The sequence below is a fragment of the Hymenobacter lucidus genome (assembly GCF_020447265.1).
GTDB lineage: Bacteria > Bacteroidota > Bacteroidia > Cytophagales > Hymenobacteraceae > Hymenobacter > Hymenobacter lucidus.
Map to the genome: position 1 here is coordinate 310902 of NZ_JAJADR010000003.1, position 15518 is coordinate 326419.

Genomic DNA, 15518 nt, shown 5'->3' on the forward strand with positions numbered 1-15518 from the left:
TCGAAATAACACCTCTCTAAATCTGCCCTACTTTCCATGAAAATAAGAGTCCTGCTCATCCTATTTCTTGCACCGCTCCTACTCCGGGCTGAAGTACGGTTGCCGTCCATTTTCACCGACAACATGGTGTTTCAGCAGCAGGCCGAATGCGCCGTGTGGGGCTGGGCAAAAGCGGGCAGCACCATAACGGTAAGCCCGTCGTGGAGCAAGCAGAAGTATACGGCCAAAACCGACGCAACCGGCAAGTGGCGACTAAAGGTAAAGACGCCCGCGGCCGGTGGCCCGTTTGAGCTGACCATTAGCGACGGTAAGCCCGTGACACTGAAAAACGTGCTGGTGGGCGAAGTCTGGATCTGCACCGGGCAGTCGAATATGGAGATGCCGATGAAAGGCTTCAAGGGGGAACCGGTGCTGAACTCCAACGAGGCCATTCTGCACTCCGCCAACCCGAATATTCACCTCTACACCGTGCCGCGTAACTCGCGCACTGCCCCCAAAGACAACAGCAAACCTTCGCCCTGGCGCGTGGCTACGCCCGAAACCGTGGCCAATTTCAGCGCTACTGGCTACTACTTTGGCCGCCTGCTCAACCAAATGCTGCACGTGCCCGTGGGCCTGATCAACTGCAGCTACGGCGGCTCTACTACCGAGGCCTGGATGAGTGCCGAAACCCTACGGCAGTTTGCCGGCGTGCAAATTCCGTCCCCCACCGACTCTATTGCCTCGGTGAACCACACGCCCACCACCCTCTACAACGGCATGCTGCACCCCGTGGTCGGCTACGGTATTCGGGGGGCTATCTGGTACCAAGGCGAATCAAACTACGAGTATTCGGAAGAATACGCGGCCCGGCTGGTGGCCCTGGTGAAGCAGTGGCGCACCGAGTGGGACATGGGCGAATTCCCGTTTTACTACGCTCAGATTGCGCCCTACAACTACGCCCAGCTACCGCCCTATAACAAAGGCGGCAAGTTCAACTCAGCCTTTCTGCGGGATGCCCAGCGCAAGGCCGAACGTCAGATTCCCAACGCAGCCATGGCCGTGCTGCTCGACTTAGGCGAGGAAAAATCGATTCACCCGATGCGCAAGGAGCCCGGCGGCACCCGGCTGGCGCTATTGGCATTGGCCAAAACCTATGGCCTGAAAGGCTTCGGGGCCGTGAGTCCGGCTTATGAGTCGATGGAGGTGAAAGATGGTGCGGTGGCCGTGAAGTTCCGGGACGCGCCGAACGGCATGAGCAGCTTCGGGCAGGAGCTGACGGGCTTTGAAGTAGCCGGCGCCGACCAGAAATTCTACCCGGCCATAGCCAGCATCAGCGGCAGCGTCATCACCGTGGCGAGCGAGGCGGTGAAAGCGCCGGTGGCCGTGCGCTACGCCTTCCAGGATTTCACCCGCGCCACGCTCTTCAGCACCGAGGGTTTGCCAGTGTCGTCTTTCCGGACTGACGACTGGGCACAATGAGGAGGCAGACGTGGATTCCTGCGGATGCGCACAGAGGATTGCGCGCAGGTACACAGAGTCGTGTAACAATCTCTACGTACCTGCGCGCTCCTCTGCGGGAACTTGGTTTGCTATTGCTGCTTTGCTGGCTACCCTTGCAGGCCACCGCCCAACGGGAGCTGACTACCAACAACATCAGCTGGATCAGCCCCAGCAAAAACAGCGGCGAATCCATGCCCTGCGGGGGCGGTGATATTGGGCTAAACGTCTGGAGCGAGGGTGGTGACGTGCTGTTCTACGTGGCCCGTAGCGGCACTTTCGATGAGAACAACAGCCTGCTGAAACTAGGCCGGGTGCGGGTGCGCCTGAGCCCGAATCCGTTTGAAGGCGGCACTTTCAAGCAGCAGCTCACCTTGCAAACCGGCGACATCACGCTAACCGGCAGAGTTGGCAACCGTTCGGCGCAGGTGCACATCTGGGTGGATGTATTCCGGCCGGTGGTACACGTGGAAGTGAGTAGCAGCGAGAAGCTGACGGCCACTGCCAGCTACGAAAGCTGGCGCTTTCAGGACCGAGTACTCAAAGGCAAGGAAAACAACCAGAATTCCTACAAGTGGGCACCCCAAGGCGAGGTAAAAACACGCCACGACAGTATCAGCTTCAGAGGCCAAACCGTGGAGTTTTTCCACCGGAACCGCCCGCAAACCGTCTTCGACGTAACCGTGCAACAGCAGGGCTTGGCGGCGGTGAAAGCACAGCTGTTCAACCCGCTGCAGAACCTGATTTTTGGTGGGGCGTTGCAAGGACCGAACATGGTGCCGGCCGGTGTCACCGATGGCCAGTATCTGCGCACGCCCTACCGCGGCTGGGTGCTGAAAAGCCACCAACCGGCCCGCTCCCACTCCTTCATTCTGGCGTTGCACACCACCGTTGCCCCAACGGTGGCGCAGTGGCAGCAAGAGCTACAACAACCCCTGAAAGCGGCTCGGCAGAACCCGAAAGCGGACCGCACGCGCACCGTGGCGTGGTGGCGCGAGTATTGGCAACGCAGCTTTATTCACATTGAGCCCGAAAAGGCGGCAGCCAATACGCCGCAGTGGCAGGCGGGCCGCAACTACCAGTTGATGCGCTACCTGCTGGGCTGCAACGCTTTCGGGCAGTACCCGACCAAGTTCAACGGCGGCCTGTTCACCTACGACCCGGTCCTCACCGACTCCACGCTGAAGTTTACGCCCGACTTCCGCAACTGGGGCGGTGGCACCCACACGGCCCAGAATCAGCGCCTCGTGTACTGGCCGATGCTCAAAAGTGGCGACGCGACCCTACTCAAGCCGCAGTTCGATTTCTACCTCCGCCTGCTGCACAACGCCGAACTGCGCAGCCGTACCTACTGGAACCACCCCGGCGCGTGCTTCACCGAGCAGCTCGAAAACTTCGGGCTGCCCAACCCGGCCGAGTACGGCTGGAAGCGCCCCGCTGGGTTTGACCAGGGGTTGGAATACAACGCCTGGTTGGAATACGAGTGGGACACGGTGCTGGAATTCTGCCTGATGATGCTGGAAACCGAGCAGTACGCCGGCCATGATATGGGCCCGTATCTGCCCTTCATCGAAAGCTGTCTTACTTTTTTCGATGAGCACTACCAGTACCTGGCCCGGCAGCGCGGCGCCAAAGCACTCGACGGCGCGGGCCACCTCGTCCTGTATCCCGGCTCGGGGGCCGAAACTTACAAGATGGCTTATAATGCCACCTCCACCGTGGCCGGCCTGCGCACCGTGCTTACACGCCTGCTCGGGTTGCCGGCCACCTACGGCACCCAGCAGCAGCGCCAGCAGTGGGCAGCTATGCTCAGCCGGATTCCAGAGCTCAGCTTTCGGGAAATCGATGGGTATAAAATGCTGGCACCGGCCAAAACCTGGGAACGGGTCAACAATGTGGAAAGTCCGCAGCTGTATCCGGTGTTTCCGTGGGGCCTCTACGGCCTGGGTAAGCCCGGCCTGGCCACGGCCCGCAACACTTACCGCTACGACCCGGACGTGCAGAAATTCCGCAGCCACGTGGGCTGGAAGCAGCACAATATTTTCGCCGCCCGCCTCGGCCTGACCGAGGAAGCCGCCGAGCTGACAGTGCAGAAGCTGCAGGACTCGGGCCGCCGCTTCCCCGCCTTCTGGGGCCCTGGCTACGACTGGGCACCCGACCACAACTGGGGCGGCGCGGGCATGATTGGCCTGCAGGAAATGTTGCTCCAAACCGACGGCCGAAAAATCTATCTGCTGCCGGCCTGGCCCAAAAGCTGGGACGTGCACTTCAAGCTCCACGCACCTTACCAGACTACCGTGGAGGGCATGGTGATAAACGGCCGAGTGCAGGAGCTGCGCGTCACGCCCGAGTCGCGCCGCGCTGATGTAGTGGTGATGCTGGGTGAGTAAGGTGGTGGTTCATTCTGCGGCGGTTTCTCGGCTGTCATCCTGAGCAACGAGTAGGACATTCATCACCTACCCCGCTGTAGTTTATACTAACGTGCAAAAGCCCTTTACCGTCGGCACGGTAAAGGGCTTTTGCACGTCGAATTATGGTTGTCACTCAGATGAGGAAGGTCCTTCGTTTCACTCAGGATGACAGCCGAAAAAAAGACAAGAAAACAAGCTCAGTTCCCAGCCTGATACGTTACCACGTACTCGCGGCCTTGCTGCAGCGGCAGCTCATACTGCCCATTGCCTTTGGCCTGAATCTTCGCGCCTTTACAGCTGGGCTTCGACTTGCTCGTGAACCGCAAAACGCCGGTGCCGGCGGCTCCTTTCACCTTTAGCTGCTGGGGCGTGGCGCGCACCGTAATATCACCCTGGGGCGTGGGCACGGTGCCTTCCATCCACTGCAGGCCGCCGAGGCTGGGCACGATTTCGTAGGTGGCGTAGCCGGCCGTGAGGGGTTTTACGCCCAGGTAATACTTGCCCAACAGGTAAATCGGACTGGCACCCCAGGCGTGGCAGAGGCTTTTGCCGAAGGGCCGGCCGTACATGGCCAGGTGCTCGGCGCCCTTCTTGGTCGGGTCGTACTCTTCCCAGAACGACGTGGCACCCAAATCGAGCATGCCGCCCCAGTAGCTTTTCATTTCCTTGAGCACATAGCGCTGCTCGCCCAGCGCGCAGAGGGCCTCCAGCTCGTAGAAGCGCATGTAGGGCGTCGTGATTTTGGGCACCGCCGGGTTCAGCAGCACCGACTGCTTCACCTGCTGCTGCTGCTGGGCTGAGAGGTAGCCGAAGAAGATGCTGAACATATTGGCGTAGCGCGTCACGTTATCGGTGGGCTGGCCGTTGATGCGGCTGTGTACGAGGGCGCCTTTTTCAGCATTCCAGTAGGTAGCAAAGATTTTGGCTTTCAGCTCGGTGGCCAGCTGCTGGTATTTCCGGGCCCCGGCCGGGTCGTTTACCAAGCCCGCGCACAACGCCATGCTTTCCAGGCTGCGGCACAGCAGCAGCTGCTCGAAGCTGACTTCGCCCTTCTTGCTGAGCCCGTCGGCCCAGTCGATAAACACCCAGTCGCCGGCCAGGCCTTCCATGTAGCCGTCCTTGTTTCTGCGCGAAAGGCAGTAGTCCATCAGGCTCTGCATGCGCGGGTAGAGCTGCGTCACCACGGTTTTGTCGCCGGTGTACTGGTAGGCGTCGTAAATGCCGATAAACCAGTAGAAGGTGTAGTCCATGATGGTGTTGATGTGGCTGGTTACGGGGTCTTTGCCGCGCAGCGCGAAGGTGGTGCGGCTTACCGTGGGCGTGTCGAAATAGAGGTAGTAGTTCATCAAATAGCTCTGGTAAGCGTCGCCCGACCAGATCCACCGGTCCCGCTTGATGCCATCGATGAAAAACTCGCGGGTGTTAAGCTGCATGGTGTAGGCGGCCACGTCCCAGATTTTGTTCAGCTGCTCATCCGAGCACCGGAACTTGCCCCGCTCGGTCACGGGCGCGTACTCGTAGAGCATCGACACCGAATCCAGCGTCACGCCCGGTTCCGGGCGGATATTGACGTAGCGAAAGGCCTTCGACAGCGAGGTGAGCTTGTCGGCTTTCTGGGGCTGATTGACGCTAAGCTGCTCCAGCGTTTCGCAGGTTTCCGTCGCCAGGGCCTCCTCCCGCGACTCGCCAAAGTACAGCGTGACGCCGCCCTTGCCCCGCAGCCCGTGCAGGCGCACGTAGCCGAAGGTTTCGCGCCCGAAATCCACCACCTGCCCGCCGCCCTCGGTGCGCATGACGCTCACGGCGCGCCGGGGCTCGGTTTTGAGCTGGAAGGCGGAGGGCAATGTCTGGGCCGCGTCGAAGTTCCAGCTGCCGGCCGTCAGCCACGTCGTGCCCGATTGGTCGGAGGTTTTGCCCGAGGCGTCAATCCACTCCTTGTCCTCGTAAGTCACCAGCCAGCGGCCGTCGGTGCCGATGGTTTTGCCCTGCACAAACACGGCCGGCACGTGCTGCTGGTTGTATACTTTGATGTTGAGCCGGTGCTTGCCGGCGGGCACCGTGAGCCGCTCGGGGGCTCCGGCCAGCAGCTTGCCATCGAGCTTCACGTTGTACTGGCCCTCGGCGCGCAGCTCCACTTGCTCGGCCTGCTTCAGGTCGAAATCCTGGTGAAAGTCGATGAGGGCGTAGTGGCTGTCGAGGCGCCAGAAAGGCGGGAAGAACGAGCCCCGCTCAGTGCGCCGGTTCTGCATCTGGTTGCCCAGCCAGATTTCGTAGTCGCCGGGGTACCAGATCCAGGTGGCTTTGGCCGTTTGCTGGGCCTGGGCGGAGATGTCGAGCAGCAGCAGGAGCAGCACAGCCACAACTCGTTTCAAGTATGGTTTTATCATCAGATGAGGTGATAGAATGACTTGTGATGGTCATGCAGAGCGCAGCGAAGCATCTCTCCCACTTCGTTGCAAGGGCATTGATTACCAGTGCCCGCGAGATGTCTCACTGGGTTCGACATGACGTTCTTAGTTATTATTTGGTATTGCTTTGCGCAACTCCTGAAAAGCCGGTTCCAAACCCGCGGCTTGTTTGATGGCCTCACTCACCAGAGGACCGTTGTTGATCCAGACGTTGTTGGGGCCGTTGGCATTGGCCAAGAACTTCTCGGCCGGGCACCAATTGTTTTGCACCGTAATGCCGCTGGAGCCTTCGTCGAGGTAGAGGTAAAACCAGTGGTCAGGGTCGTGCACGTAGGGGGCCCGCCCTATTTCCTCCACCCGATTTTCGCTGATTACCGTGCCCGGCTGGGCCGAGAGCGTGTAGATGCCGGCCACGTCGTAAGTGTGCTGCCCGTAGTGGTGAATGTAGTTCTGCGTCACGCGGTTATCCTGCATGGCATTAGCGGTTTTGGTCCACCCCCAGCCCAGACTGATACCGGTGTAGGGCACCTGCGCTATTTCGTTGTGGCGGATGGTAGTACCGCGCACGTAGCCGGCCGCCAGGCCCACGCAGCCCCAGTCCTCGTTGCCGCAGTCGAGCAGCAGGTTGTTTTCCAGCAGCTCGTTGGTGACTATTTCGCGCGGGTCGGTGGGGTTGTAAGGCAGGTGGGTTTCGGTGCCTTCGTCGGAGAATTTGCCCAGCTGAATACCGTTGCCGGCAATGTCGCGGAAGGTGCAGCCCGTCACCGCGTCGTCGTGGGTGCCGCTCTGGTAGTCGAGCCCCGCCGAAGCCAAATGCTCGAAGCGGCAGCGCGTGAAGCTGGTGTGGTGAGCCCCGCTGAGCGCCACGGCGGCGGGTGGGCGGCCCAGCCAGGCCTGGTTTTCGAGGTCTTTCTTGTCGGGGGTACCGGGCGTTTGCAGCGAGTAGGCATCCAGCATAAACAGGCCCGCTTGCAGCGGCACGTGGCCCTGCTCGGAAGGCCGCAGCCAAGTGGTGTAGGCAAAGGTGAGGCCCCGGAACTGTACGTAGCTCACCGGCTGGTCGAGGCTGCCGGCCACGCGCACCAGGGTTTCCAGCGCGGGCACGATTACCTGCGCGGTGCTCATGGTTTCGTTGGGCCGGGGCCAGTAGAGAAGCTGCCCGTGTGGAGCATCGTAAAACCACTCGCCGGGCGTGTCGAGCAGCTCCACCGCGTTGGTCAGGTAAAAGGCCGAGCTGCCGTTTTTGCCGTCGATGATAGGCCGGGGCCAGGGGTGCTCAAACTGGATGCGGCTTTCGGGCTCGTGAAACGTGACGCGGGCCTTGCTGCCCTGCATCGTCAGGCTCCGCACCCGCAGCACATTTACGGCCCACATCTGGTGCAGCACCATTTCCAGCTGGCCCGGCTGCCGCACAGCACCCACCGCCGCGGCCGGAATCCAGGCTTCGCGCTTGTCGGTGTCCCAGCCCAGCAGGCGGGGCAGGTTGTCGTAGTTGGGCGTGCGGGCCCGCGTGGCTTTGCGGCCATTCACCCACAGCTGCCGGATACTCAGCGCGCGGCCGGCTACCAGTGGAACCCTGGCGGCCCACACCTGCCCCTGCGCAGCGGCGGGCAAGCCCGGTATTTTACCCGTCACTTTCTGCCAGCCCGTAACGGGCACGCCTCCGCTGAGTACGGGCTGCTCGCCGGGCGCGGCTTCAATGATGGTGGGGTTGCTGGCCGTACCGGAGTCTTCGGGCCGGAAAAGCCAGGGCTCGTGCAGCCGGTATTCGCCGCCGCGCAGCCAGATACGCACCCCGTTCTGCACCGAGGCATCGTGCAGGCGGCGCAGGTTGCGTGCTTCCCGGAGCGCCGTGTTCAGGGTCGCCAGCGGCTTTTCCTTCGTGCCCGGGTTGCGGTCCGAGCCCGAGGGCGCCACCCAGATATCGGCCGCGTGGGCTGCGGTGGTTAGCAGGTGCAGGGCGAAAAGCAGGCTGACGGAAAACGAGCGGATCATGCAGTGGATTTGCGTGTAGCGCTGACGTTGTAGTCGGCGCTGGCGCTGAGGGCGCCAATTTGGTTCTAGGCAATTCAGACGGAACAGATAGCAGAGCCAGATGGTCCGAATCCGCATTGCGGCGTTCCGCCGCCGCGCCGACTACAAAATCAGCGCTACACGCGGGCCTAATTCTTCTGTGCCTGAGCTTGCGTCACCGACTTACTGAACACGGCCTGCAGTGCCTCAAAACTGCGCAGAGCAGTGGCGGGCAGCAGCTCCCCTTTCGGGCCGAACACTTTCTGCGCTTCCTCTTTTTCCACGGTCACTTTCGACTCGTCCAGCTGGCCGGCCGCATCCTCGGCGGCTTGCAGATTCAGACCCAGGTGCTGGGCCAGAAACCGGTACATGGCCTGGCGCTTCGAGGGGCCGTAGTCGTGGCCTTCCTTGGGCAGATGCGTGTTTTGCACGAGGCCGGTTTTGCCGTAGTAGCCGTAGATTTTCTGCAGGTAAGGATAGGCTACTTCCGGCGTCTGGGCGGTCCAGTCGCCGCCGTCCGTTATGGCCAGCTGAGGCCGGGGCGCGGCCATGGCGGCCAGCTCGGCGTTGTTGGTGCCGCCGCCGCAGAGGTGCACCGGCATCCCACTTTCGCAGGGGCAGCCCCCGCTGTGGTAGGTCGAGAGCATCACCACCGGCACACTCACTTTGATCCGGTCGTCGAGGGCGGTGAGCAGCATGGTTTGGCTGCCGCCACCCGAGCCGCCGGTAATGGCCACGCGGGCGGCATCGGCGTTTTTCTGGGTTAGCAGAAAGTCTAACGCACGCAAACCATTAAGGGCCTGTACCGTCATGGCCAGGCTACGGCGGTGGTCTTCGGGCCTGAATTGCAAGAGCGACTCACCCCAGGCAAACAAGTCGTAGCTGTAGACCATAGCGCCCATGCGGGCCAGCGTGGCGCAGCGCTTTTGGGCATCGGCCCGGTAGCGCCCGTCGCCGAAGTGCCCATCGGGACTGATAATCACCGGGATTTTGCCCTTGGGCTTCAGGGGCCGGTACAGCGAGCCGGTAACGTAGAGACCGGGCAGGGTTTCGAGGGCCACGTTTTCCACCGAGTAGCCGTCGAACTGCCGCTTGTTGGTAATAATAGGCTTGCTGGCGGGCTTGGCCGGCATGGGCGAGAGGCGCAGCGCCGACCACAAACAGCCACGCAGCTCGGCTTTGCGCTTTTCCCAGCTGGCAACATCATTGTAGCGGGAGGCCAGGTAGGCCAGCTGGGCAGCGCCTTCTTCGGGCGTTTTGAGGTGGTACTGAAACGTCTTGAGCTTGTAGGCGTTGGCCCCGGTTTTGGTCGCCTGCAGGTCAAACGGGGCCAGCACGTTTTTCAGGGTTTCCTCCACGTCGGGGCGGTAGCGCCACTCGGCGTAGGTCAACCACTTGTCCTGCACCATAGCCGCGTCGGGCCTGATTTTCACGCCGTAGCGCTGCTGAATCTGCTCCAGCACCGTGTGCAGCGGCAGGCGGTACTGCTCGTCCGAGGTTTGCGCCCAGGCCGCGGTGGCAAGGGTCAGCAACAAGGTTAGCAGGAAGAGGATTCGGGACATAATGGAGCTGGTGTACGCCTCACCCCCGGCGCCATCTCCGAAAAAGAGAGGGGGAGCCAGACGGGCTCTATTTGGCATTAGAATAGAATGGTGTTTTTGCTTAGGCGCATACTCTTATGTCGTTTGGCTCCCCCTCACCTTTTTCGGAGAGGCGCTGGGGGTGAAGCGCCTAATCCTGGGTGATTTCCGCCGTTTCGCCGGGGGCTTTGTAGCCTTTGATAACGGGCCACTTGCCGTCTTTAATCTTCACCAGCTTCATCTTCTTAGGGTCCAGCACGGCGTGCTTGATGCTTTTGCGCCGCCAGGTGTACACGAAATGCACCAGCCCATCCTGGGTTTGAATCACGGACGGATACGAGTACTGGCTGATAGGTGAGTCTTCGAGAATGGCCGCGGCGTACCACGTTTTGCCATCCTTCGACACCGACACGTTCAGCGGGGTGCGCGGACCCTTGGCCAGCGTGCCGGGCGGCAGCACATGGTTGTAGACCAGCAACTGGCGGCCGTCTTTGAGCGTCACGGCATCGGTGCCGGAGTTGTTGCCGGGCAGCGTGGTTTTGGCCAGCGGCGTCCAGGTCCGGCCCTGGTCCGACGACCACGACTCCAAAATGGCCCGGTCGCGGCTGCGGCAGAGCAGCTGCAGGCGGCCGTCTTTATGCTTCAGAATGCTGGGCTGGATGGCGCCCTTGGTTTCGCCGTTTTCGATGGGGCCAATCATCTTCCAGGTTTTGCCGTTGTCGGCGGTTTCCTCCAGGTGCACGCGCCAGCCCAAATTGCCCTCGGTGCTGGTGGGGCTCAGCAGGCGGCCATCGGCCAGCAGTACGGGCTTGTTTTTCACCGGCCCGATGTAGCCCTCAGGCAGGGCTTCGGCCGCCGACCACGTTAGCCCGTTATCCGTGGAGCGGCGCAGGTAGCCTTTCCAGTCGCTAGGCTTGGGGCCGATTTTGTAGAAGAGCAGCAGCTCACCGCCGGGCACCTGGTAGAGCACCGGATTCCAGGTGGGGTAGCGTAGGGTTTCATTTACGACACCGTTGGCCACTTCCACTGGCGCGGTCCACCGGCCGTCTTCCTGCCGGCTGATCCAGATGCCCACGTCAGGGTTGCGCTCCTTGGTGCCCCCAAACCAGGCCGTTACCAGGCCCCCGGGCGTTTCGGCAATGGTGGCGGCGTGGCTTTCCGGGAAGGGCATTTTTTCCAGGATAAACTCGTCGGTAAGGATGCCGTGCTTCCAGGGCTTGGTCTGGGCCGTGGCGCTCAGCAGCAGCAGGCTACCCAGCAAAGTCAGAACTGTCTTTTTCATGCGAAATCGTTGCGGTCAGGCGAAAGGCTATTGGTTTAGCTCCAGACTGGCCAGAATAAAAGGGCCGGTGCCTTTGGGGTCATTCACCCGAATCGGCTCCTTGATGTAGTACTCGAAGCTGCCGTCCCGGTCGGCGCTCAGGCCGGCCACTTCGCACACCTGCAGCAGGTTCACTTCGCCGTCGGGCTTCACTTCCACCAGCTGCCCGGTGATGCCCGCGTAGCCTTTTTCGGCCGCGGCGCGGTAGGGTTTAGGCAGGTAGCCGCGGTTGGCACCTTTAGCCAGCGCGTACACGAACATGCTCGACGCCGAGGCCTCCAGGTAGTTGCCGGGCCGAGTAGGTTGGTCCACTACCTGGTACCACAGGCCCGATTTGGGGTCCTGGTACCTGACCACGGCCACGGCCAGCCGGTCCAGAATCCGGAGCAGTTCCTGGCGCTTGGGGTGCTTGGCGGGGAAATAGTCGAGCACGTCCACCAGGGCCATGCCGTACCAGCCCATGGCCCGGCCCCAGACGTTGGGCGAGGCGCCGGTTTGGGGGTTGGCCCATTTCTGCTGCCGGCTTTCGTCGTAGCCGTGGTAGAGCAGGCCGGTCTGGGGGTTGCGCAGGTGCTTTTCCAGCAGGATGAACTGCCGGGCTACCTCATCGAAGGCGGCCGGCTCGTTGAAGGTGGCCGCGTACTGAGCCAGAAACGGACTGGCCATGTAGGCCCCGTCGAGCCACATCTGCTGGGTGTATTTGAGCTTGTGCCAGTAGCCGCCCTCACTCGTGCGGGGCTGCTTGCGCAGCTGCTCGCGCAGCTGGTCGAGGGCTTTGCGGTACTTTTCGTCCTTGGTCTGGGCGTAGAGGTTGAAGAGCACCTTGCCCGAGTTGAGGTTGTCGAGGTTGAAATCCTCAAACTTGTAGGTTTTGATCTGGCCCTGGATGTCAATCATCTTGTCGCCGTAGCGCTGAATGTAGGCCAGGTACTGCGGGTCCTTGGTCTGCCGCCAAACCTGCTCCAGGGCGTAAATAATCAGCCCCTGCGTGTATCCCCAGGTATCTTTTTCGTTGGCATCAGCCATCCACGGGCTGCGCTTCAGCACCGACTGCAGCATGCGCTCCGACCATTTGGCCGGAGCCGGCGCGGGCTGTTCTGTGCCGGGCACAGAGGTTTGCTCAGCGCTTGGCACCGGAGCTGCCGCACTTGACGCACTGACGCAGCCGCTGCCCGCCACGAAAGTCAGCGACAACGCCAGCAGGCCGGTTCGGTAGGTGGTTGATTTTATCATTCGTTAGTAAGCAAGTAGATCTTGAGCTGTTTAGATGGGTAAAAGGCCGTCATGCTGAGCTTGTCGAAGCATCTCTACCGCTTCGTTGTAGAAGTAATCATTTACCACTGCGGTAGAGATGCTTCGACAAGCTCAGCATGACGTTCTGGGGTTAGTGTTCCAGGCTGGTCGCTCAGGCTCATTTCACCACGAAAGCATAGTCGCCGGAGCCGACTTCAAACACGGCCCTTTCCCCTTCCTGGCGCAGAAACTTCACGCCCGGCGCGGACGCAGCTTTCTTGCCGCTTTCCTGCACATCCTTAGCGTCCTTAGCCGGAATGTAGACCACGGCTTTGGTATTGCCCGGCACCGTAATATTCCAGGTGAAGCGCTTGGCCTCCTGTTTCCAGCTGCTTTTGATCAGGCCGCGCACCGATTGGTAGGAAGCATTGACGAAGGTCAAACCGGCCGTGGGCGTGGGCTTCATTTCCAGGCGCTGGAAACCCGGCGCGTCGGGGGCGGATTTGATGCCGGCCAGGTTTTCGTACTGCCAGATGAGCAGGTCGCCGAGCAGCATCACGTGGTTCTGGGAGTTCATGGCCGGGTCGGCGGTGTTGCCGTTCCACAGCTCCCAGATGGTGGTGGCCCCGTTGGCGGCCATGTAGCCCCAGCTTGGGTAGTCGCGGTTGGAGGCCAGGCGCAGGGCCACGTCGGGGCGGCCGCGCTGGGTGAGGCCGCGCATCAGCCACTGCGTACCGATGACGCCGGTGCTGATGTGGCCCTGATTTTCGACCATGATTTTATCGACGATGTTCTGGAACACCTTGGCCTCGGCCTCGGCGGGCACCATGCCGTAGGACAAGGGCAGCAGGTTGGCCGTCACGGTGTTGTTGGAGTACTGGCAGCTTTCCCGGTTCAGGAATTTCTGGTTGAAAGCCGTTTTCAGCGCGGCCATCTGCTGGGTGTACTCGTCGGCGTCCTTGGTCTTACCCAGCGTCGCGGCGAAGCCACGCATGAGGTCCAGCATATGATAATAGGTGCTGCTGGCAATGAGCACGCCGTCGGTGTTGCGGGCGGGGTCTTTGGAGTGAATCAGCTCTTTGGACTCCGGCGGCACGCACCAGTCGCCGTACTTGTCCTTGGTCACGAGGCCGTTTTCGGAGTAGTTCTGGCTCATGTACACCAGCCAGCGGCGCATGGAATCGTAGTGGCGGGCCAGCACCTGCTCGTCGCCGTACTGGCGGTAGAGCATGTCGGCCACGGTGAGGTAGGTGCCGGGCCAGGTCACGTTGTCGCCGTAGTAGCGCCAGAAGGCCGGGGCCACGTCGGGGATGCTGCCGTCGGCTTTCTGGGCCTGCTCGATGTCGCGCAGCCACTTGGCGTAGAGGCGGGAGTTGTCGAAGAGGAAACTCTCGCCGTAGGCCCCGGTGGTCCGGTCGCCGAGCCAGGGCTGCCGCTCGTTGCGCTGCGGGCAGTCCACGGGCATGCCCTTGTAGTTGCTGCGGATGCCCCAGTAGGCGTTGCGGTACACCTGGTTGATGGTCGCGTCGGAGGTGGTCAGCGCGCCGGTGGTGGGCATGTCGTCGTACACCACGCGGCCGTCGAAGTCGGCCAGGGTGGGCGCCGCGCCGGCGGGCCAGCCGCTGATTTCCACGTAGCGGAAGCCGTGGTAGACGAAGCGCGGCTCCCAGGTTTCGCGGGCGCCGCCTTTTAAGGTGTACACGTCGGTCACGCGGGCGTCGCGCAGGTTACGCACGTACAGCTCGCCGCTGGGCTGCAGGGTCTCGGCGAAGCGCAGCGTCACCTGCTGGCCCGCTTTGCCCTGCACGTGCAGGCGCAGCCAGCCGGCCAGGTTCTGGCCCATGTCGAGGATGTACTTGCCGCCGGCCAGGGGCTTGATTGAGACGGGCCGGAGCGTTTCCATCACCTTCATGTTCTCGTTCATCTGCGCCTCGAAGGCGCCGCCGGGCTCCTGCACCAGTTCGGCCTTGAGCCAGCTTTTGGCGTCGAAGCCGGCCGAGGCCCAGCCGGGCATTTCCTTGGTGGCGGCGTATTCCTCGCCGTCGTACTCGTTGTTGGTGCGGATGGGGCCGTCGGCGGTGCCCTGCCAGGTGTCGTCGGTCTTGATGATGTCGCGCGAGCCGTCGGCGTAGGTCACCTCGATCTGCATCAGCAGCTTGGGGTAGCCGAAAGTCTTGATTTTGTAGGGCTTGTAGTGCTGCCGCATGGTGTAGAAGCGGCCGTTGCCCAGGGTCACGCCCACCGCGTTGGGGCCGGCTTTCAGCAGGCCAGTCACGTCGTAGGTGTTGTACTTCACGCCCTGGCCGTAGTCGGTGGGGCCGGGGGCCAGCACCTGCTCCCCTACCCGCTGCCCGTTCAGGTGCAGCTCGTACAGGCCCAGCCCGATGATGTAGGCCGTGGCCTGGCGGATGGGCTTGGCGGCCTGGAACTCCTTGCGGAAGTAGCGGGCCGAGAGGCGAGCATGGGTGGTTTCATCGTCCCAGGGAAAGGCACGGTCGAAGCCAATCCAGCGCCCTTTCCAGTTGAGGTAGTTGAGCAGGCCCATGCTCCAGGAAGCCGGGGCGCTCCAGGCCGTGGGGCCCTGGCTGGTCCAGGTGCGCACCTTCCAGTAGCAGCGGGTGCGGCTGCGCAGCGGCTGGCCGGCGTAGCGCACGTGCACCGATTGGGCCGACGTGACCTGGCCGGAGTTCCACAGGTCGCCCTCGTCGGCGGCCAGCTTGTCGGGCGAGGAGGCCACCAGCACCTGGTAGGCGGTTTGCTCCAGGCCGCGGGCGGCACCGCTCAGCTCCCAGCTCAGGCGCGGGGCGGTGGCGTCGATGCCTTCGGGGTTGGTGAGCAGCTCGCAGCGCAGGCGCTGCAGCTGCACGGCCGCGGGCTTATCGGCGCGGAAGGCCGTGAGCAGCAGGGCGGTGAGAAGCGAAGAAAGTATAATGCGCAGGGTCATGGGGCAGGCCGGGCCCGGCGGCCCCCGCGCCCACTGAGGCGAGGGGAAGCCGGCCGATGGGCCGGCCGGGGCCGCGGGGTTGTGCTGGGCACTTTTGGCGCTACATAGTTCGCCAATTTCCCCGGGCCA

Annotated in this window: 8 protein-coding genes; 2 read left to right on the plus strand and 6 right to left on the minus strand. The window is 62.2% G+C overall.

What is annotated here, in order from left to right; translation table 11 throughout:
* Positions 1 to 36: 36 nt before the first annotated feature.
* The gene (locus LGH74_RS12770) at positions 37 to 1461 is read left to right on the plus strand and encodes a sialate O-acetylesterase (RefSeq protein ID WP_226176307.1); all 1425 of its coding nucleotides are present in this window, start codon (positions 37 to 39) and stop codon (positions 1459 to 1461) included.
* A gap of 134 nt (positions 1462 to 1595) precedes the next feature.
* On the plus strand, positions 1596 to 3869 hold the full coding sequence (locus LGH74_RS12775) for a DUF5703 domain-containing protein (protein WP_226176309.1): 2274 nt from the start codon (positions 1596 to 1598) through the stop codon (positions 3867 to 3869).
* Positions 3870 to 4087: 218 nt separating this feature from the next.
* On the opposite strand, the gene LGH74_RS12780 is transcribed toward LGH74_RS12775, so the two are convergent.
* The 6 genes from LGH74_RS12780 to LGH74_RS12805 all read right to left on the minus strand — a co-directional run bounded on the left by LGH74_RS12780 (position 4088) and on the right by LGH74_RS12805 (position 15389).
* Positions 4088 to 6250 carry an alpha-L-rhamnosidase-related protein gene (locus LGH74_RS12780; RefSeq protein ID WP_226176311.1) on the minus strand — a complete coding sequence of 721 codons (2163 nt, stop codon included), beginning with the start codon at positions 6248 to 6250 and terminating at the stop codon, positions 4088 to 4090.
* A gap of 153 nt (positions 6251 to 6403) precedes the next feature.
* Positions 6404 to 8293: a right-handed parallel beta-helix repeat-containing protein gene (locus LGH74_RS12785; protein WP_226176313.1), complete on the minus strand. Its 1890-nt coding sequence runs from the start codon at positions 8291 to 8293 to the stop codon at positions 6404 to 6406.
* A 167-nt stretch (positions 8294 to 8460) separates the two neighbouring features.
* On the minus strand, positions 8461 to 9873 hold the full coding sequence (locus LGH74_RS12790; RefSeq protein WP_226176316.1) for an alpha/beta hydrolase family protein: 1413 nt from the start codon (positions 9871 to 9873) through the stop codon (positions 8461 to 8463).
* Positions 9874 to 10042: 169 nt separating this feature from the next.
* On the minus strand, positions 10043 to 11173 hold the full coding sequence (locus LGH74_RS12795) for a sialidase family protein (RefSeq protein WP_226176319.1): 1131 nt from the start codon (positions 11171 to 11173) through the stop codon (positions 10043 to 10045).
* 27 nt (positions 11174 to 11200) lie between these two features.
* Positions 11201 to 12445 carry a glycoside hydrolase family 88/105 protein gene (locus tag LGH74_RS12800; RefSeq protein WP_226176322.1) on the minus strand — a complete coding sequence of 415 codons (1245 nt, stop codon included), beginning with the start codon at positions 12443 to 12445 and terminating at the stop codon, positions 11201 to 11203.
* 178 nt (positions 12446 to 12623) lie between these two features.
* Positions 12624 to 15389, minus strand: a complete 2766-nt coding sequence (locus tag LGH74_RS12805; protein WP_226176325.1) for an alpha-L-rhamnosidase — start codon at positions 15387 to 15389, stop codon at positions 12624 to 12626.
* Positions 15390 to 15518 lie beyond the last annotated feature (129 nt).